Raw genomic sequence first — 13,424 nt, 5'->3', positions numbered from 1 at the left:
CGGGTGGTCGGTGACTTCTTGATCCTCTACCGGCAAAGGACTCCACGGTGACGACGCCTTTCTATGTGTCGCCGCAGCAAGCCATGGCGGACCGGGCCGACTACGCCCGCAAGGGCATCGCCCGGGGTCGCAGCGTGGTCGTGCTGACGTACGCGGACGGCATTTTGTTCGTGGCGGAGAACCCGTCGCGCGCCCTGCACAAGATGAGTGAGATCTACGACCGCATCGCGTTCGCGGCGGTCGGCAAGTACAACGAGTTCGAGAACCTGCGGATCGGCGGTGTGCGATACGCGGACATCCGCGGGTACTCGTACGCCCGCCACGACGTGACCGCGCGCGGCCTGGCGAACGTGTACGCGCAGACGCTCGGCACGATCTTCTCCAGCGGCGGCGAGAAGCCGTACGAGGTGGAGCTGATCGTCGCGGAGGTGGGCAGCACGCCCGCGGACGACCAGATCTACCGTCTGACGTACGACGGTTCGATCGCGGACGAGCGGCACTATGTGGCGATGGGCGGCAACGCCGACCAGATCACCGAGCAGTTGAAGCGCGCGCACCGCGAGGGGTTGCCGCTCGACGAGGCGCTGCGGGTCGCGGTCGACGTGCTGGCGCGCGACGGGAGCGGTGAGAAGCGGCAGGTGACCGCGGCGCAGCTAGAGGTCGCGGTGCTCGACCGCACGCGTTCGCAGCAGCGGAAGTTCAAGCGTGTGGCGGGCTCGCAGTTGGCCCGGCTGCTCGGCGAGGCGGCTCCGGCCGCGGGTTCGGGTGAGTCGGGGGCGGACGAGGCCGAGGCGACGGACGCGGCGGATTCGACCGACGCGACGGACGCCACCGAGACCGGTGGTTCGACGGGCTCGGGCGGCGGGAACGGCGGCTCGGGGTCGGGTGGTTCGGCGTCGAACGGCTCGTCGGCCGACGAGTAGCCGACGGGCTGGGCAGCTGGGCTGCGCAACCGGCTGGGCAACGAAGCCGGGCGGCCGAGCCGGCAATCGAGCAGGGCGATCGAGTAGGGCGGTGCCGCCCGGCGCAAGCCGGGGCGGCAGCGTGGACGCCACGGGCGCGCTCCCTTCGGGGAGCGCGCCCGTCCGCGTTCTCAGCGCCGGGCCGGGGGTGCGGTGGAGCCGCGCACGGTGAGTTCGGCGGCGAGGGAGGTGCTTTCGGGCCGTCGGCCGTCGAGGAGGTCGAGGAGCGCGGTCATGCCGGTCTCGCCGAGTCGGTGCGCGGGCAGGCGCACGGTCGTGAGTTCGGGTTCGAGGACGGTGGCGATGATGAGGTCGTCGAAGCCCGTGATGGAGATGTCCTCGGGGATGCGCAGGCCCTGCCGGCGGGCGGCCTTGTAGGCGCCCGCGGCGAGGACGTCGTCGTCGCAGACGAGTGCGGTGGGCGGTTCGGGGGTGTCGAGCAGTGTGAGCGCGGCCTCGGCGGCCTCGTGGACGCTGAACTCGGTGCGGGCGTGCGCGACGTGGACGGCTCCGCTGTCCCGCAGCGCGGCGCGGTAGGCGTTCTCGCGCGCGGTGAAGGTCCACCCGTCGATGTCGGGGACGAGGCGGGCGAAGCGCCGGTGGCCGAGGGCGAGCAGGTGGGTGACGAGCGCGTGCATGCCGGCCGCGACTTCCACGTTGACGGTGGGCGGGCCGGCTTCGGGTGCGCTGTCGAGCATGACGAGGGGGAGGCCCGGTCCGGGGCCGGTGCCGCCGAGGAGTTCGGAGAGGCTTTCGAGGGCCATGGATGAGGCCAGTACGCCGTCGAGTGCGGTGTGTGCGGCGGCGAACGGGCTGGCGAAGGGCGCCAGTTCGGTGCCGGCGCGGATGGGGGAGGGGTAGACGACGACGGAGAAGTCGCGGCGGGCGGCCGCTTCGGAGGCTCCGGTGTGCACGGCGCCGAAGAAGGGGTTGGTGAGCGCCGGGACGACGAGGAGGACTGTGCGGGTGGTGCCGAGGCGGAGGTGGCGGGCCGCCTGGTTGGGGCGGTAGCCGAGGGTGCCGCTGGCTTCGTGGACGGCTTGTACGGTGCGCTCGGAGACGCGGCCGTGCCATTTCCCGGCGTGCACCAGTGACACGGTGGACTGCGAGACGCCGGCGAGTTTGGCGACGTCCTTGCTGGTGGGGCGGGCGGCGGGGCGGTCCGTGGCAGGCGGTTCCGCCGGCGGGCCGGTGGGGGGCACGGTGACGGCGTTCCCTTCGTGCGAGCGAGGCCCGGTGGGGCGTCGGTGGTCGTCGGCGGGAGTCGGCGGACTTCGGTCGGTGTCGGCGGTCGGAGCCGGCCCGGGTGGCGGTGTGCCGGGTGGCGGCGCGCCGACTCCGGGGAGCCAACTTTAGGCGTTGGGCGCGGGCGTATCCGGCAGGACTCGGCGGATACGGCTTGCCTGATTGCGGTGCCGCGGGTCAGACTGACTGCTGAAGTCATACGTATGACCCGGCGGAGTCGCCCCCCACACCCGAACGGACGGCACGCCGACACCCGGACAACACCCGTTCGAACCCCGCTCACCCGACGATCCGACGACTCGACGACCCGACTGGCGGCACCGGACCACGGCAACAGCCCGCGTCCGCGACGAAGCCCAGGAAACGGCGGCCCTGCCCATGCGCATATACGCGGACCTCTTCCGCGCCCGGTACGCGGCCCGGCTGCTCGGCGGCACCCTGCTGGGCCGCCTGCCCAACGGCATGGGCGCCCTCGCGATCCTGCTGCTGGCGCGCGAGGACGGGGCCGGGTACGGCGTGGCGGGCACCCTCTCCGCGCTCTCCGGCCTCGCGACGGCCCTCGGGCAGCCGGCACTAGGCCGTTGGATGGACCGGCGCGGCCAGACGCGCGTTCTGGTCGGCGGCGCCTTCGTGTCGGCCGCGGGCTTCGCGGCCTTTGCCGTCGTCGGGGTGGATCCGCTGCCGCTGGCCATCCTGGCGGTCCTGGTCGCCGGGTTCGCGACGCCGCCGCTGGAGTCGGGCCTGCGGGCGCTGTGGCCCGCGGTGCTGCGCCCCGACCAGGTGCACGCCGCGTACGCGCTGGACGCCGCCGCGCAGGAGATCCTCTTCACCGCCGGCCCGCTGCTGGTCGTGCTGATCGCGGAGACGATGTCGGAGGCCGCGGCCGTGATGGCGACGGGCCTGCTCGGCATCCTCGGTACCCTCGTGGTCGCGACGTGTCCGCCGTCGCGCGCGTGGCGACCGGAGTCGCACGCGCGCCATTGGGCGGGGCCGCTGCGTTCGTCCGGTCTGCGTGTGCTGTTCCTCTCGCTGACGCTGACCGGGACGGCGCTGGGCGTGCTGAGCGTGGCGGCGGTGGCGTACGCCGACGACCGCGACTCCGGGGTGTGGGCGGGCGTCCTGATGGCGGCCATGTCCACCGGCGCGTTCGTGGGCGGTGTGGTGCACGGCGCTCGGCAGTGGGCGCGTCCCGCGCGGGAGCGACTGCCGTGGCTCATGGCGTGTCTGACGGTGGGTTACCTGCCGCTCGTGTGGGCGCCGCAGCCGTGGCTGATGATCGTGCTGTCGGTGATCTCGGGTGTGTTCCTGGCGCCGGTGATCGCGTGCACGTTCACGCTGGTCGACGAACTGGCGCCGCCGGGCACCCTGACCGAGGCTTTCGCGTGGGTGGTGGCGGCCATGGGGACGGGCGCGGCGATCGGTACCGCGGCCGCCGGATTCGCCGGTGAAGTCGGCGGCGTCCGCGGTGCGTTCGCGGTCGCGGGCGTCGGCGCCGCGCTCGGGCTGGCGCTGTTGGTCGCGGGACGGGCGACGCTGCGCCCCCGCGAGATCGACTTCGCGGGAATCACCGCCCGCGAGTTGTCCCGGAACGGCACATCAGCGGCGTAATGTTGGTTCATGGACCGCCGAATCTTCGGGCTTGAGAACGAGTACGGCGTCACCTGCACGTTCCGCGGACAGCGCAGGCTGTCTCCGGACGAGGTGGCGCGGTACCTGTTTCGCAGAGTCGTCTCGTGGGGCCGAAGCAGCAACGTCTTCCTACGCAATGGGGCAAGGCTGTACCTGGATGTGGGCAGTCATCCCGAGTACGCAACGCCGGAGTGCGACTCCGTGCCCGAACTGGTCGTGCACGACAAAGCGGGTGAGCGCATCCTCGAGGGGCTCCTCGTCGACGCCGAGCGGCGTCTGCACGAGGAGGGCATCGCCGGTGACGTCTACCTGTTCAAGAACAACACCGACTCCGCGGGGAACTCGTACGGCTGCCACGAGAACTACCTGGTGGCGCGGCACGGCGAGTTCTCCCGGCTGGCGGACATCCTCATCCCGTTCCTGGTGACCCGTCAGATGCTGTGCGGCGCGGGCAAGGTGCTCCAGACGCCGCGCGGTGCCGTGTACTGCGTGAGTCAGCGGGCCGAGCACATCTGGGAGGGCGTCAGTTCGGCGACCACCCGGTCCCGCCCGATAATCAACACCCGCGACGAGCCGCACGCGGACGCCGAGCGGTACCGGCGCCTGCACGTGATCGTCGGCGACTCGAACATGGCCGAGCCGACGACGATGCTGAAGGTCGGCGCGACCGACCTGGTGCTGCGGATGATCGAAGCGGGCATGGTCATGCGTGACCTGACGCTGGAGAACCCGATCCGGGCGATCCGCGAGGTCAGCCACGACATGACGGGCCAGCGCAAGGTGCGCCTGGCCAACGGGCGCGAGGCGTCCGCGCTGGAGATCCAGCTGGAGTACCTGACGAAGGCGATGGACTTCGCCGACCGCCGGGGCATCCGCACGGGCACCGTGCAGCAGGTGCTGGATCTGTGGGAGCGCACGCTGACCGCGGTGCAGACCGGGAACCTGGACCTGGTCGGCCGGGAGATCGACTGGGTCATCAAGTACCAGCTGATCGAGCGGTACCGGGCGAAGCACAACCTGCCGATGGCGTCGCCACGGGTCGCGCAGATCGACCTCGCGTACCACGACATCCACCGGCGGCGCGGGCTGTACTACCTGATGGAGCGGCGCGGGCAGGTCGAGCGGATCGGGCAGGACGTCAAGATCTTCGAGGCCAAGTCGGTGCCGCCGCAGACGACCCGGGCGCGGCTGCGCGGCGAGTTCATCAAGAAGGCGCAGGAGCAGCGGCGCGACTTCACGGTCGACTGGGTGCACCTGAAGCTGAACGACCAGGCGCAGCGCACGGTGTTGTGCAAGGACCCGTTCCGGGCGGTCGACGACCGGGTGGAGAAGCTGATCGCCAGCATGTGACGGCCGGTCGGAGGCGCGTACCGCACGGTGGTACGCGCCTCCGTCACGATCCGGTCGGGCGGGAGGTTACGGACGGGTACGGATCGGCAACAGGCTCCGGTCTTCACGCGATTCCGACCTGGGTTGCCCGTAGAGTGTCCGGGTCCTGTCGGCTCTTGCAGAGGATTACCGTGCGCCGTTTCGCCGCGCTGCTTCTTGTCCCCGCCCTGATGCTCGGTGCCGCGGCGTGCGGCGACGACTCGGGTGACAAGAACTCCAGTTCCAGCCCCAGCCCGTCGTCGACCAAGGAGGCCCGTTTCGCGGGCCTGAGCACCACCGGGGCCGCAACGGGCAATCCGGCGTACGGCCAGGCACCCGACATCAAGGTCCCGGACGGGCCGGCGCCCGTGGGGCTGCAGTCCCAGGTGCTGACCGACGGCACGGGCCCGGTGGTGACCGGGCAGGACATGGTCAACGCCAACTACGAGGGCGTGGCGTGGAGCACCAAGAAAGTCTTCGACAGCTCCTTCGAGCGCGGTGAGCCGACCGAGTTCTACCTCGAAGCGGTCATCAAGGGCTGGACGCAGGGCCTGACCGGCAAGAAGGTCGGCAGCCGCGTTCTGCTGACCATCCCGGGCGACCTGGGCTACGGCGCCGCGGGCGGCGGCGAGGACATCAAGTCCAACGAGACGCTGGTGTTCGTCGTCGACATCGTGGGCACGCGCCCGGGCTTCGCGACCGGCGCGCCGGTGGCGCCGAACCCCGACCTGCCGACGGTGACGACGGACGGCAACAAGGTCACCAACCTGACGTTCCCGGCGGGCAAGGCCGCGCCGGCCGCCGTGGTGAACCAGAACCTGATCGAGGGCACCGGCGCGCCGGTCGCCGCGACCGACCAGGTGGAGATGCAGATCGTGCAGTGGCTGTGGGGCGCGCCCGCGGCGTACGGCTCGTCGTGGGCGGGTAGCGGCCCGCAGCCGCTCCAGCTCGGCGGGCAGGACCAGACGCAGCTGATGACGTCGCTGCAAGAGGGTGTGGTCGGCAAGAAGGTGGGCAGCCGAGTGATGCTGGTACTGCCGCCGGACAAGGGCGTGGGTGCGGCGGGTGCCCCGGAGAAGGGCATCCCGGCGGGCTCGACGCTGGTGCTCGTGCTGGACATCGTGAAGTCCGGTCCGGCGCCCGCGACCTCCTGACGTCCGTCCGCCGCGCGCGGCCCGGGTTTTCCGGGCCGTTTGCGGCGGGGCGAGCCGAACGGCGGTGCCGGGGCTGGAAGAGTGTCCGGCGGCGGTCGGCGAGGCGCAGTACCGGCGACCGGACCGGACAGCCGACGGCGTACGTCACCCGAGTGCGTCGCACGGGACATGCCACATCATGTCCGTCACACCATGTACCGAGGAGCGGGACCGCGATGAGCAACAACGAGAAGCCCGAGATCGACTTCCCGGGCGGCGAGCCGCCGGCCGAGCTGGAGATCACGGACATCCTGGTCGGCGACGGTGAGGAGGCCAAGGCCGGCCACACCGTGCAGGCCGACTACGTCGGTGTCGCGTTTTCCACCGGCGAGGAGTTCGACGCGAGCTGGAACCGCGGTCAGCCGCTGGAGTTCCCGCTGGGCGCGGGCCGGGTCATCAAGGGCTGGGACCAGGGGATCGAGGGCATGCGGGTGGGCGGCCGGCGCAAGCTGGTCATCCCGCCGCACCTGGCGTACGGGCAGCAGAGCCCGAGCCCGCTGATCAAGCCGGGCGAGACGCTGATCTTCGTCGTGGACCTGCGCGGCGTGCGCTGACGCCGACTGCGTGAGTCGAGGGCGGTGCCTCCGAGAACGGGGCGCCGCCCTCGGTCGTCGGTGCCCCGATGCGGCCCGCGCGGCCGCGTGCCGGCGCTCCGCCGGGCTTCAGCCGCTCGCGGGCGGGGGCAGCAGCGCGGCGGCGTGCCGTCCGGCGGCGGCCGAGGCGACGAAATGCGCGTGGTCCTCGTCGAGGCCGCGGCCCATGGTCGACAGCTTGACGGGTGTGGTGCGCAGCGCCTCGTCGAGGCCGTCGACGGGCACCGTGACGACGCGGTGCCGGGCGCGCAAGGTGGCGACGTCCGCGGCGAGTTGCGAGGCGAGCGGTTCGTCGAGGTCGGGAACGACGACGTCGGCGGCGGCGAGGGCGACGCGGCCGTACGCGGTCAGGCTGTGGTGCGAGACGCCCTGGTGGCGTTCGCGGGGGTCGGCGTCGGAGATGCGCAGGGCGGCGACGGCCCGTCCGCCGAGGGCAGCCGCGGCGTTGACGGCCTCGCCGGCCGCGACGCCGGAGAAGCCCCAGCGCGTGTCCGTGCCGAGGTTGCCGGGCCCCTGGGTGACGACGGCGATGTCGGCGCGCAGCACGTGGCGGGCGGCGAGCAGGCCGGTGTGCACGGTGACGGCCTCCAGGTCACCGCCCATCGCCTGGCCGGTTGTCACGGTGCCGACGATCCAGTCCGCGTCGCGCAGGGCGGAGACGGTCATGGAGAACCACGCGGGGAGCGCGCCGCCGTCGGTCATGACGTACGCGATGCGCGCTTCGGGGCGCACGGCGCGCACGCCCGCGCACACGGCGGGCAGCGCGGAGTGCAGGTCGGCGATGACGACGGGCATCGCGTCGAGGTCGTCGGCGTCGCGCAGGACGGCGTGGTGGGGCGAGTCCTGCTCGTCGACGCCCAGCACGACGGCCTGGAGGGGGGTGTAGCGGCCCTTGACGAGGTGTCCGGGGCCGCGCTCCGGGTCCGCGGGCAGCCGGTCGGGGATGGCGGTGACCAGGGCGTATCCGCCGGTGCCGAGGCCCATTGTCTGCGCGGTCGTGTTGAGCAGGACGGTGTCGCCGACCTCGGGGCGTCCGACAAGCTCGGGGTACGCCAGGGCGCGGAACTCCGGCACGCCGCTTGCCCCGCCCGCCTCGCCGTCGGTGTCACCGTCGACCTGGCGCACCGTCAACTCGACGGCTCCGCGCCACTCGCGCCGTACCGCCAGAACCTCGCCCCGCCGCCACGTGATCACGGTGGGTGAGGCTAACGGACCGGCCGCCCCGGCGGCGAGTCGCGGTGGTCGCCGCGACCGGGCGGACGCCGCACGCGCGGACGCGGTACGGTCGGGGCACAACGCGCCGCGCCTCCCCGAGGGAGTGTGCGCGGGCGTCGGATTCGGGTCAGTGAGCCAAGGGGCGGGAACGGATGGCGATCCCCAAGCAGGAGCGGTTGGTGAGCCTGGTCATGTGCCTGCTCGCCGCGCGCCGGTACGTCACGAAGGAGGAGCTGCGTACCTCGATCGAGTCGTACCGCCTGTGCACCTCCGACGAGGCGTTCGACCGGATGTTCGAGCGCGACAAGGACGATGTGCGCGAGCTCGGCTTCACGATCGAGACCGGTGCGAACGACCCGCTGGTGGAGTCCGCGGACGGGTACCGCATCCGCCCCGAGCACAACACGCTGCCGCCGGTCGACCTCGACCCCGAGGAGGCCGCGGCCCTCGCGCTGGCGGCCGGGGCATGGCAGCAGTCGTCGCTGTCGGGCGCCGCGACCGGTGCGCTGTACAAGCTGAAGGCGGCGGGGGTCGAGATCGACACCGCGCCGCTCACGTCGGTCGAACCGCGGGTGGCCGCACGGGAGTCCGCGTTCGGGCCGCTGCTGGAGGCGCTGCGCACGCGGCGGCCTGTGCAGTTCTCCTACCGGGCGTCGGGTGCCGCGGAGCCGCGGGTGCGCGTCGTCGAGCCGTGGGGGATGAGCTGCTGGCGGGGTCGGTGGTATCTGGTCGGGTGGGCGCGCGACCGTGAAGAGCAGCGGGTGTTCCGCCTGGAGCGGGTTCTCGACAAGCCGAAGCCGCGCATCCTGCGCGAGCAACTGCGCGCTCCCGTACCGGAGAACGTGGACATTCGCGCGCAGGTGGCGCGGTTCGCGGGCGAGGGCGGCGAGGGCACCGCGCGGATCCGGCTGCGGTCGGGTGCGGGGTTCCCGCTGCGGGCCCGGGCGACGGCCGTGAAGCCGGTCGACGAGGCTTGGGACGAGCTGGAGTTGCCGTACGGCCACGGCCTGCACAACTGGCTCGCCGAGTTCGGCGCGGAGGTCGTCGTGGTGGACCCGCCGGACCTGCGTGCCGCCGTCATACGGCAGTTGCGGGCGGCGGCCGGGCTGCCGGCGGGCGCCGATGCGGTCAATGAGGGGGCGGTATGAGCAACGCACTGGACGACACGCGTCGGCTTCTCTCGCTCGTCGCGTACCTGCGCGAGCGTCCCGGCACGCGTCTTGAGGACGTGGCGCGCGCCTTCGGCCACGACATCGAGGCGATCGAGGCGGACCTCGGCACGCTGCACATGTGCGGCACCAGCTTCATGGCCGACGACCTGCTGGAGCCGCACGTCGACTCCGACGGCCGCGTGTGGCTCGACAACGCCGACGCTCCGGTGCGGCCGGTACGGCTGGCCCCGCACGAGGCGCTGAGCCTCCTGGTGGCGCTGCGCGCGCTGGCCGGCCTGTCCGGGCTGCGCGACCGCGACCGCGAGGCGCTGGGCCGCGTCACGGCGAAGCTGGAGGACGCGGCCGGAGAGGCCGCGCAGGTGGCGGCGCACGTGAGTGTGGAGTTCGAGGCCGAGGAGTCGTCGTTCGCGACGATGGACCGGGCGATCGCCGAGAAGCGGGTGCTGCGGCTGAGCTACTACGTGCCGCGTCGCGACCAGGTCACCGAGCGGGTCGTCGACCCGGTGCGGCTGCTGCTGGTGGAGGGCCGCCCGTACCTGCTGGCGTGGTGCCGTACCGCGGAGGACCGGCGGCTGTTCCGCCTGGACCGGGTGGTGGCGGCCGAGCTGCTGGACGAGGCGTCGGACCCGCCGACGGTGGCGCCGTTCGATCCGGACGAGGGCCTCGTGCAGCCGACGCCGGACGACGTCGAGGTGGTGCTCGAACTGGGGCCGGGCGGGCGCTGGGTGCGCGAGTACTACCCGTACGACGCCATGGCGGAACTCCCGGACGGCGGCCTGCGGTTGACGCTCCGTACCCCCGACACGTCGGTGGTGCGGCGGCTCGCGCTGCGCCTCGGCGGGCACGGCCGCGTGGTCGCCCCCGCCGAGCTGGCCGACGAGGTCCGCAGGACCGCGTCCGCCGCGCTCGCCGCGTACGCGGACGCCTGACGCGGAGCGGCCCCGTTGCGGGCCGCCCGTCCTGCACGTGTGTCAACCCAAGGTGTGAACCCAAGGTCCGACCAGGTACGCCTCCGTGCGGGGCGTGCGGAAGACGTGAGGAGCGGCCGATGGCCACGTTCACGGCGCGCTGCCCGGTGTGCGGCAGGGTCGAGCTGACCGCCGATCAGCTGCGGCTCGTGGTGCGTCCGGGCAAGTCCTTCTACGTGTTCCGCTGCCCGGGCTGCGACGACTCGGTGCGTCGCCCGGCCGGCGAGAAGATCGTGGAGCTGCTGTCCGACGGCGGAGTCGCGTCGATGCAGGTGGCCCGGTGAGCGGCCGGATATGCGCGGCGGGCGCGCGCCGTTCGCGCGGCCGGGCCGTGCGCGGCTGCCGCGGTGGAGCGTTCACCCGGGGTCGCGGCATACGCCGGCCATATGCGGCGGACCGGTAGGGTCGGCGCATGCTGTTGTGGGTGCTGCTCGTCGCCGCGTTCCTGCTCGTGGTCGGAGGACTGGCCGTTTTGGGCCGACTGGCTTTCCGGTTGGCAGGTGACGTGCGTCACTTCGGACGCGCGGTCGGCGACGCGTCGGACCGCATCGGCCGTGCCGCGGCCGAGCTGGAGGAGGCCCGGGCGACGTTGCATTGACAGGTCGGGTCGACAGCTTGCACGGTCGTTCCTTGAACGCTTGGCGAATTGCGGGTTCCTAAAGCGCCCGACGTTCGCCACGATTGCGTTGCACGGCCGTAACACTGATCGGCGTACGATCGGACCCATCAACCCCCCGGTTATGAGGTAGCAACTATGTTCGGCAGGCTTGGACCCACCGAGATCATCCTGATCCTGGTCATCGTCGTGCTCCTGTTCGGTGCCAAGAAGCTGCCGGACACCGCTCGGGCGCTCGGCCGCTCGATGCGCATCCTCAAGAGCGAGACCAAGGCCATGAAGACCGACGACGCCGAGGCGGAGGCCGCCGCGAAGTCGAACGCCCCCGAGGCGCCGCGCACCATCCAGGCCGCTCCCGGCGACGTGTCGCAGTCCCGCCCCGTGGGCGAGCCCGACGCGAACCGTCGCTGACCCCCTGCCCCCCGGAGTCGGCCCCTCAAGGTGAGCGAACGCAGAGGGCTCTGGCGCAAGCCTGCCCGCCCACCCAAGAACGACGAGGGGCGTATGCCCCTCATGGACCACCTGCGCGAACTGCGCAACAGGCTGGTCAAGGCGCTGCTGGCCGTCATGCTGGTCACCATCGTGGCGGCGTTCTACTACAAGGACGTCGCCAAGTTCCTCGTGGATCCGGTCTGTGACCTGGACAACGTCAGCGGTGTCGGCAACAACCAGCAGTGCGGCGAAGGCGTGCTCGTGCAGTCGGGTGTGCTCAGCCCGTTCTCGATCATGCTGAAGGTGTCGCTCACCACCGGCGTGGTCGTGGCCGCGCCCGTCTGGCTGTACCAGCTTTGGGCGTTCCTCGCGCCGGGCCTGCACAAGCACGAGAAGCGCTACGCGATCTCGTTCGTGGCGATCGGCGCTCCGCTGTTCGCGGCGGGCGCCTGGTTCTCGTACACGATCCTGCCGCACGCGCTCGACGCGCTGCTGGGCTTCACGATCAGCGACGCGAACAACCAGATCCAGTTGGACGAGTACCTGGACTTCGTCCTGCGCATGGTCATCGTCTTCGGTCTGGCGTGCGAACTGCCGCTGATACTCATCCTGATGAACGTCGCCGGGCTGGTCAGCGCGCGGCAATTGGTCGGGTGGTGGCGCTGGGTCGTCATGGGCATCTTCGTCTTCGGTGCGGTGGCGACGCCGACCACCGACCCGCTGACGATGTGTCTGCTGGCGGTGCCGATCACGGTGTTGTACGTGCTCGCGGTGCTGTTCGCGTGGATCAACGACAAACGCCGCGGACGCAGCCGCAAGGAGACGCTGGGCGGCGACGTGGACGACGACGAGGCGTCCGCGCTGGACCTGACGCCGTCGCGGATCGAGCAGGCCCCGCCCGCGCCGCGCAACGGCGACGGCAGCGAGCAGCCCGTGGTCCACGCCGACGACATAACGTGACCGGTCCGCGCTCTCCCGGCCCCTGACCTGCCCGGATGACACGCCCTGCACTACTGTGCCCGGCGTGTCCCGTGAGATCGCACTCTTCGTCAATCCCGCCGCAGGCCTGGGCCGTGCCGAGCGCGCCGCCGCTCCGGTCGCCGCCCGCCTGCGCGCCGCGGGCCGTACCGTTCGGGAGATCCGCGTACCGGCGCCCGCCGACGCGCTGGAGCGGCTGCGGGCCGAGGTGCGGCGCGGCGTCGGCGCGGTGGTGGCGCTGGGCGGTGACGGGACGTTCTCGCTCGCGCTCCAGGCGGTCGCCGGCACCGGTGTGCCGCTCGGCGTCGTCGCGATCGGCTCGGGCAACGACTTCGCGCGGTCGGTGGGACTCCCGGTGGGCGATGTCGACGCCGCGCTGGCGGTGGTCCTCGGCGGGCACACCCGGGATCTGGACCTGGGCAAGGCGGGCGAGCGCTGGTTCGGGACGGTGATCGCGTCGGGGTTCGACTCGCGCGTCAACGAGCGGGCGAACGCGATGCGCTGGCCGCGCGGGCGCATGCGCTACAACCGGGCGGTGGTCGCGGAACTGCCGACGCTGCGGGCGATTCCGTACGAGATCGAGCTGGACGGCAAGACCCTCGAGGTCGAGGCGATGCTCGTCGCGGTGGGCAACGGCACCTCCTACGGCGGCGGGATGAAGATCTGCCCCGGCGCCGACATGACCGACGGCCGGTTCCAGGTGACGGTGGTCGAGGAGTGCGGGCGGCTGGAGTTGCTGCGGGTGCTGCCGCGGGCGTACAGCGGCGGGCACGTGCGGCACCCGAAGGTGACGACGTACGAGGCCTCCGTCGTGTCGCTGGCCGCACCCCGGGTGAGCGCGTGGGCGGACGGCGAGCGGATCTCGGCGCTGCCGGTGACCGCGCGTACCGTGCCCGGCGCGCTGCGGCTGCTGGTCCCGCGGGACGGCGCCGGCGACGTGCCGCGGTGACGCGCTGCGGTGACGCGCTGCGTGAGGTGCCGCGGTGACGCGCCGCGCGACGGGCCGCGTGACGTGTCCGGGCGGTGGCCGCGCGCCGCGATAAACGTGATCAC

14 protein-coding genes are annotated in these 13,424 nt (G+C 72.2%); 12 read left to right on the top strand and 2 right to left on the bottom strand.

Going from position 1 to position 13,424, the window contains the following annotated elements:
• The first annotated feature begins 47 nt into the window (after nucleotides 1-47).
• On the top strand, nucleotides 48-923 hold the full coding sequence (gene prcA / locus ACWD12_RS07240) for a proteasome subunit alpha (RefSeq protein WP_450098696.1): 876 nt from the start codon (nucleotides 48-50) through the stop codon (nucleotides 921-923).
• 170 nt (nucleotides 924-1,093) lie between these two features.
• Here prcA and ACWD12_RS07235 read toward each other — a convergent pair whose 3' ends face one another.
• The gene (locus tag ACWD12_RS07235) at nucleotides 1,094-2,164 is read right to left on the bottom strand and encodes a LacI family DNA-binding transcriptional regulator (protein WP_450098695.1); all 1,071 of its coding nucleotides are present in this window, start codon (nucleotides 2,162-2,164) and stop codon (nucleotides 1,094-1,096) included.
• Nucleotides 2,165-2,585: 421 nt separating this feature from the next.
• On the opposite strand from ACWD12_RS07235, the gene ACWD12_RS07230 reads away from it, so the two are divergent.
• The 4 genes from ACWD12_RS07230 (at nucleotide 2,586) to ACWD12_RS07215 (ending at nucleotide 6,951) form a co-directional block, all read left to right on the top strand.
• Nucleotides 2,586-3,815, top strand: a complete 1,230-nt coding sequence (locus tag ACWD12_RS07230; RefSeq protein WP_358362805.1) for an MFS transporter — start codon at nucleotides 2,586-2,588, stop codon at nucleotides 3,813-3,815.
• 9 nt (nucleotides 3,816-3,824) lie between these two features.
• On the top strand, nucleotides 3,825-5,186 hold the full coding sequence (gene pafA, locus ACWD12_RS07225; RefSeq protein WP_281468557.1) for a Pup--protein ligase: 1,362 nt from the start codon (nucleotides 3,825-3,827) through the stop codon (nucleotides 5,184-5,186).
• Between the two features lie 170 nt (nucleotides 5,187-5,356).
• A complete protein-coding gene (locus ACWD12_RS07220; RefSeq protein WP_450098694.1) occupies nucleotides 5,357-6,358 on the top strand; it encodes an FKBP-type peptidyl-prolyl cis-trans isomerase in 1,002 nt (333 codons plus the stop codon).
• A gap of 215 nt (nucleotides 6,359-6,573) precedes the next feature.
• Nucleotides 6,574-6,951, top strand: a complete 378-nt coding sequence (locus ACWD12_RS07215; protein WP_450098693.1) for an FKBP-type peptidyl-prolyl cis-trans isomerase — start codon at nucleotides 6,574-6,576, stop codon at nucleotides 6,949-6,951.
• A 108-nt stretch (nucleotides 6,952-7,059) separates the two neighbouring features.
• Here the strand turns inward: ACWD12_RS07215 and ACWD12_RS07210 are convergent, their stop codons facing one another.
• Nucleotides 7,060-8,184 carry a DUF3866 family protein gene (locus ACWD12_RS07210; RefSeq protein ID WP_450098692.1) on the bottom strand — a complete coding sequence of 375 codons (1,125 nt, stop codon included), beginning with the start codon at nucleotides 8,182-8,184 and terminating at the stop codon, nucleotides 7,060-7,062.
• 173 nt (nucleotides 8,185-8,357) lie between these two features.
• Between ACWD12_RS07210 and ACWD12_RS07205 the strand changes: the two genes are divergently transcribed.
• From ACWD12_RS07205 to ACWD12_RS07175, 7 genes are all read left to right on the top strand, one after another.
• Nucleotides 8,358-9,353 (top strand): helix-turn-helix transcriptional regulator, encoded by a 996-nt coding sequence (locus ACWD12_RS07205; protein WP_450098691.1) that lies wholly within the window; start codon nucleotides 8,358-8,360, stop codon nucleotides 9,351-9,353.
• Complete coding sequence (locus tag ACWD12_RS07200; protein ID WP_450098690.1) at nucleotides 9,350-10,306, top strand: helix-turn-helix transcriptional regulator; 957 nt, start codon at nucleotides 9,350-9,352, stop codon at nucleotides 10,304-10,306. Before ACWD12_RS07205 ends, ACWD12_RS07200 begins: the two co-directional genes overlap by 4 nt.
• Nucleotides 10,307-10,425: 119 nt before the next feature.
• Nucleotides 10,426-10,629, top strand: coding sequence for a hypothetical protein (locus ACWD12_RS07195; RefSeq protein ID WP_358362814.1), 204 nt, complete (start codon nucleotides 10,426-10,428; stop codon nucleotides 10,627-10,629).
• Nucleotides 10,630-10,757: 128 nt separating this feature from the next.
• On the top strand, nucleotides 10,758-10,943 hold the full coding sequence (locus ACWD12_RS07190) for a hypothetical protein (protein ID WP_450098689.1): 186 nt from the start codon (nucleotides 10,758-10,760) through the stop codon (nucleotides 10,941-10,943).
• A 156-nt stretch (nucleotides 10,944-11,099) separates the two neighbouring features.
• Nucleotides 11,100-11,372: a Sec-independent protein translocase subunit TatA gene (gene tatA / locus ACWD12_RS07185; protein WP_358362817.1), complete on the top strand. Its 273-nt coding sequence runs from the start codon at nucleotides 11,100-11,102 to the stop codon at nucleotides 11,370-11,372.
• A 93-nt stretch (nucleotides 11,373-11,465) separates the two neighbouring features.
• Entirely contained in the window at nucleotides 11,466-12,353 is an 888-nt protein-coding gene (tatC, locus tag ACWD12_RS07180) for a twin-arginine translocase subunit TatC (RefSeq protein ID WP_358362819.1), read from the top strand.
• Between the two features lie 64 nt (nucleotides 12,354-12,417).
• A complete protein-coding gene (locus ACWD12_RS07175) occupies nucleotides 12,418-13,320 on the top strand; it encodes a diacylglycerol kinase (RefSeq protein WP_450098688.1) in 903 nt (300 codons plus the stop codon).
• Nucleotides 13,321-13,424: the final 104 nt, after the last annotated feature.

This window comes from Streptodolium elevatio (genome assembly GCF_053592165.1).
This window is presented reverse-complemented; position numbering and strand designations above follow the sequence as displayed.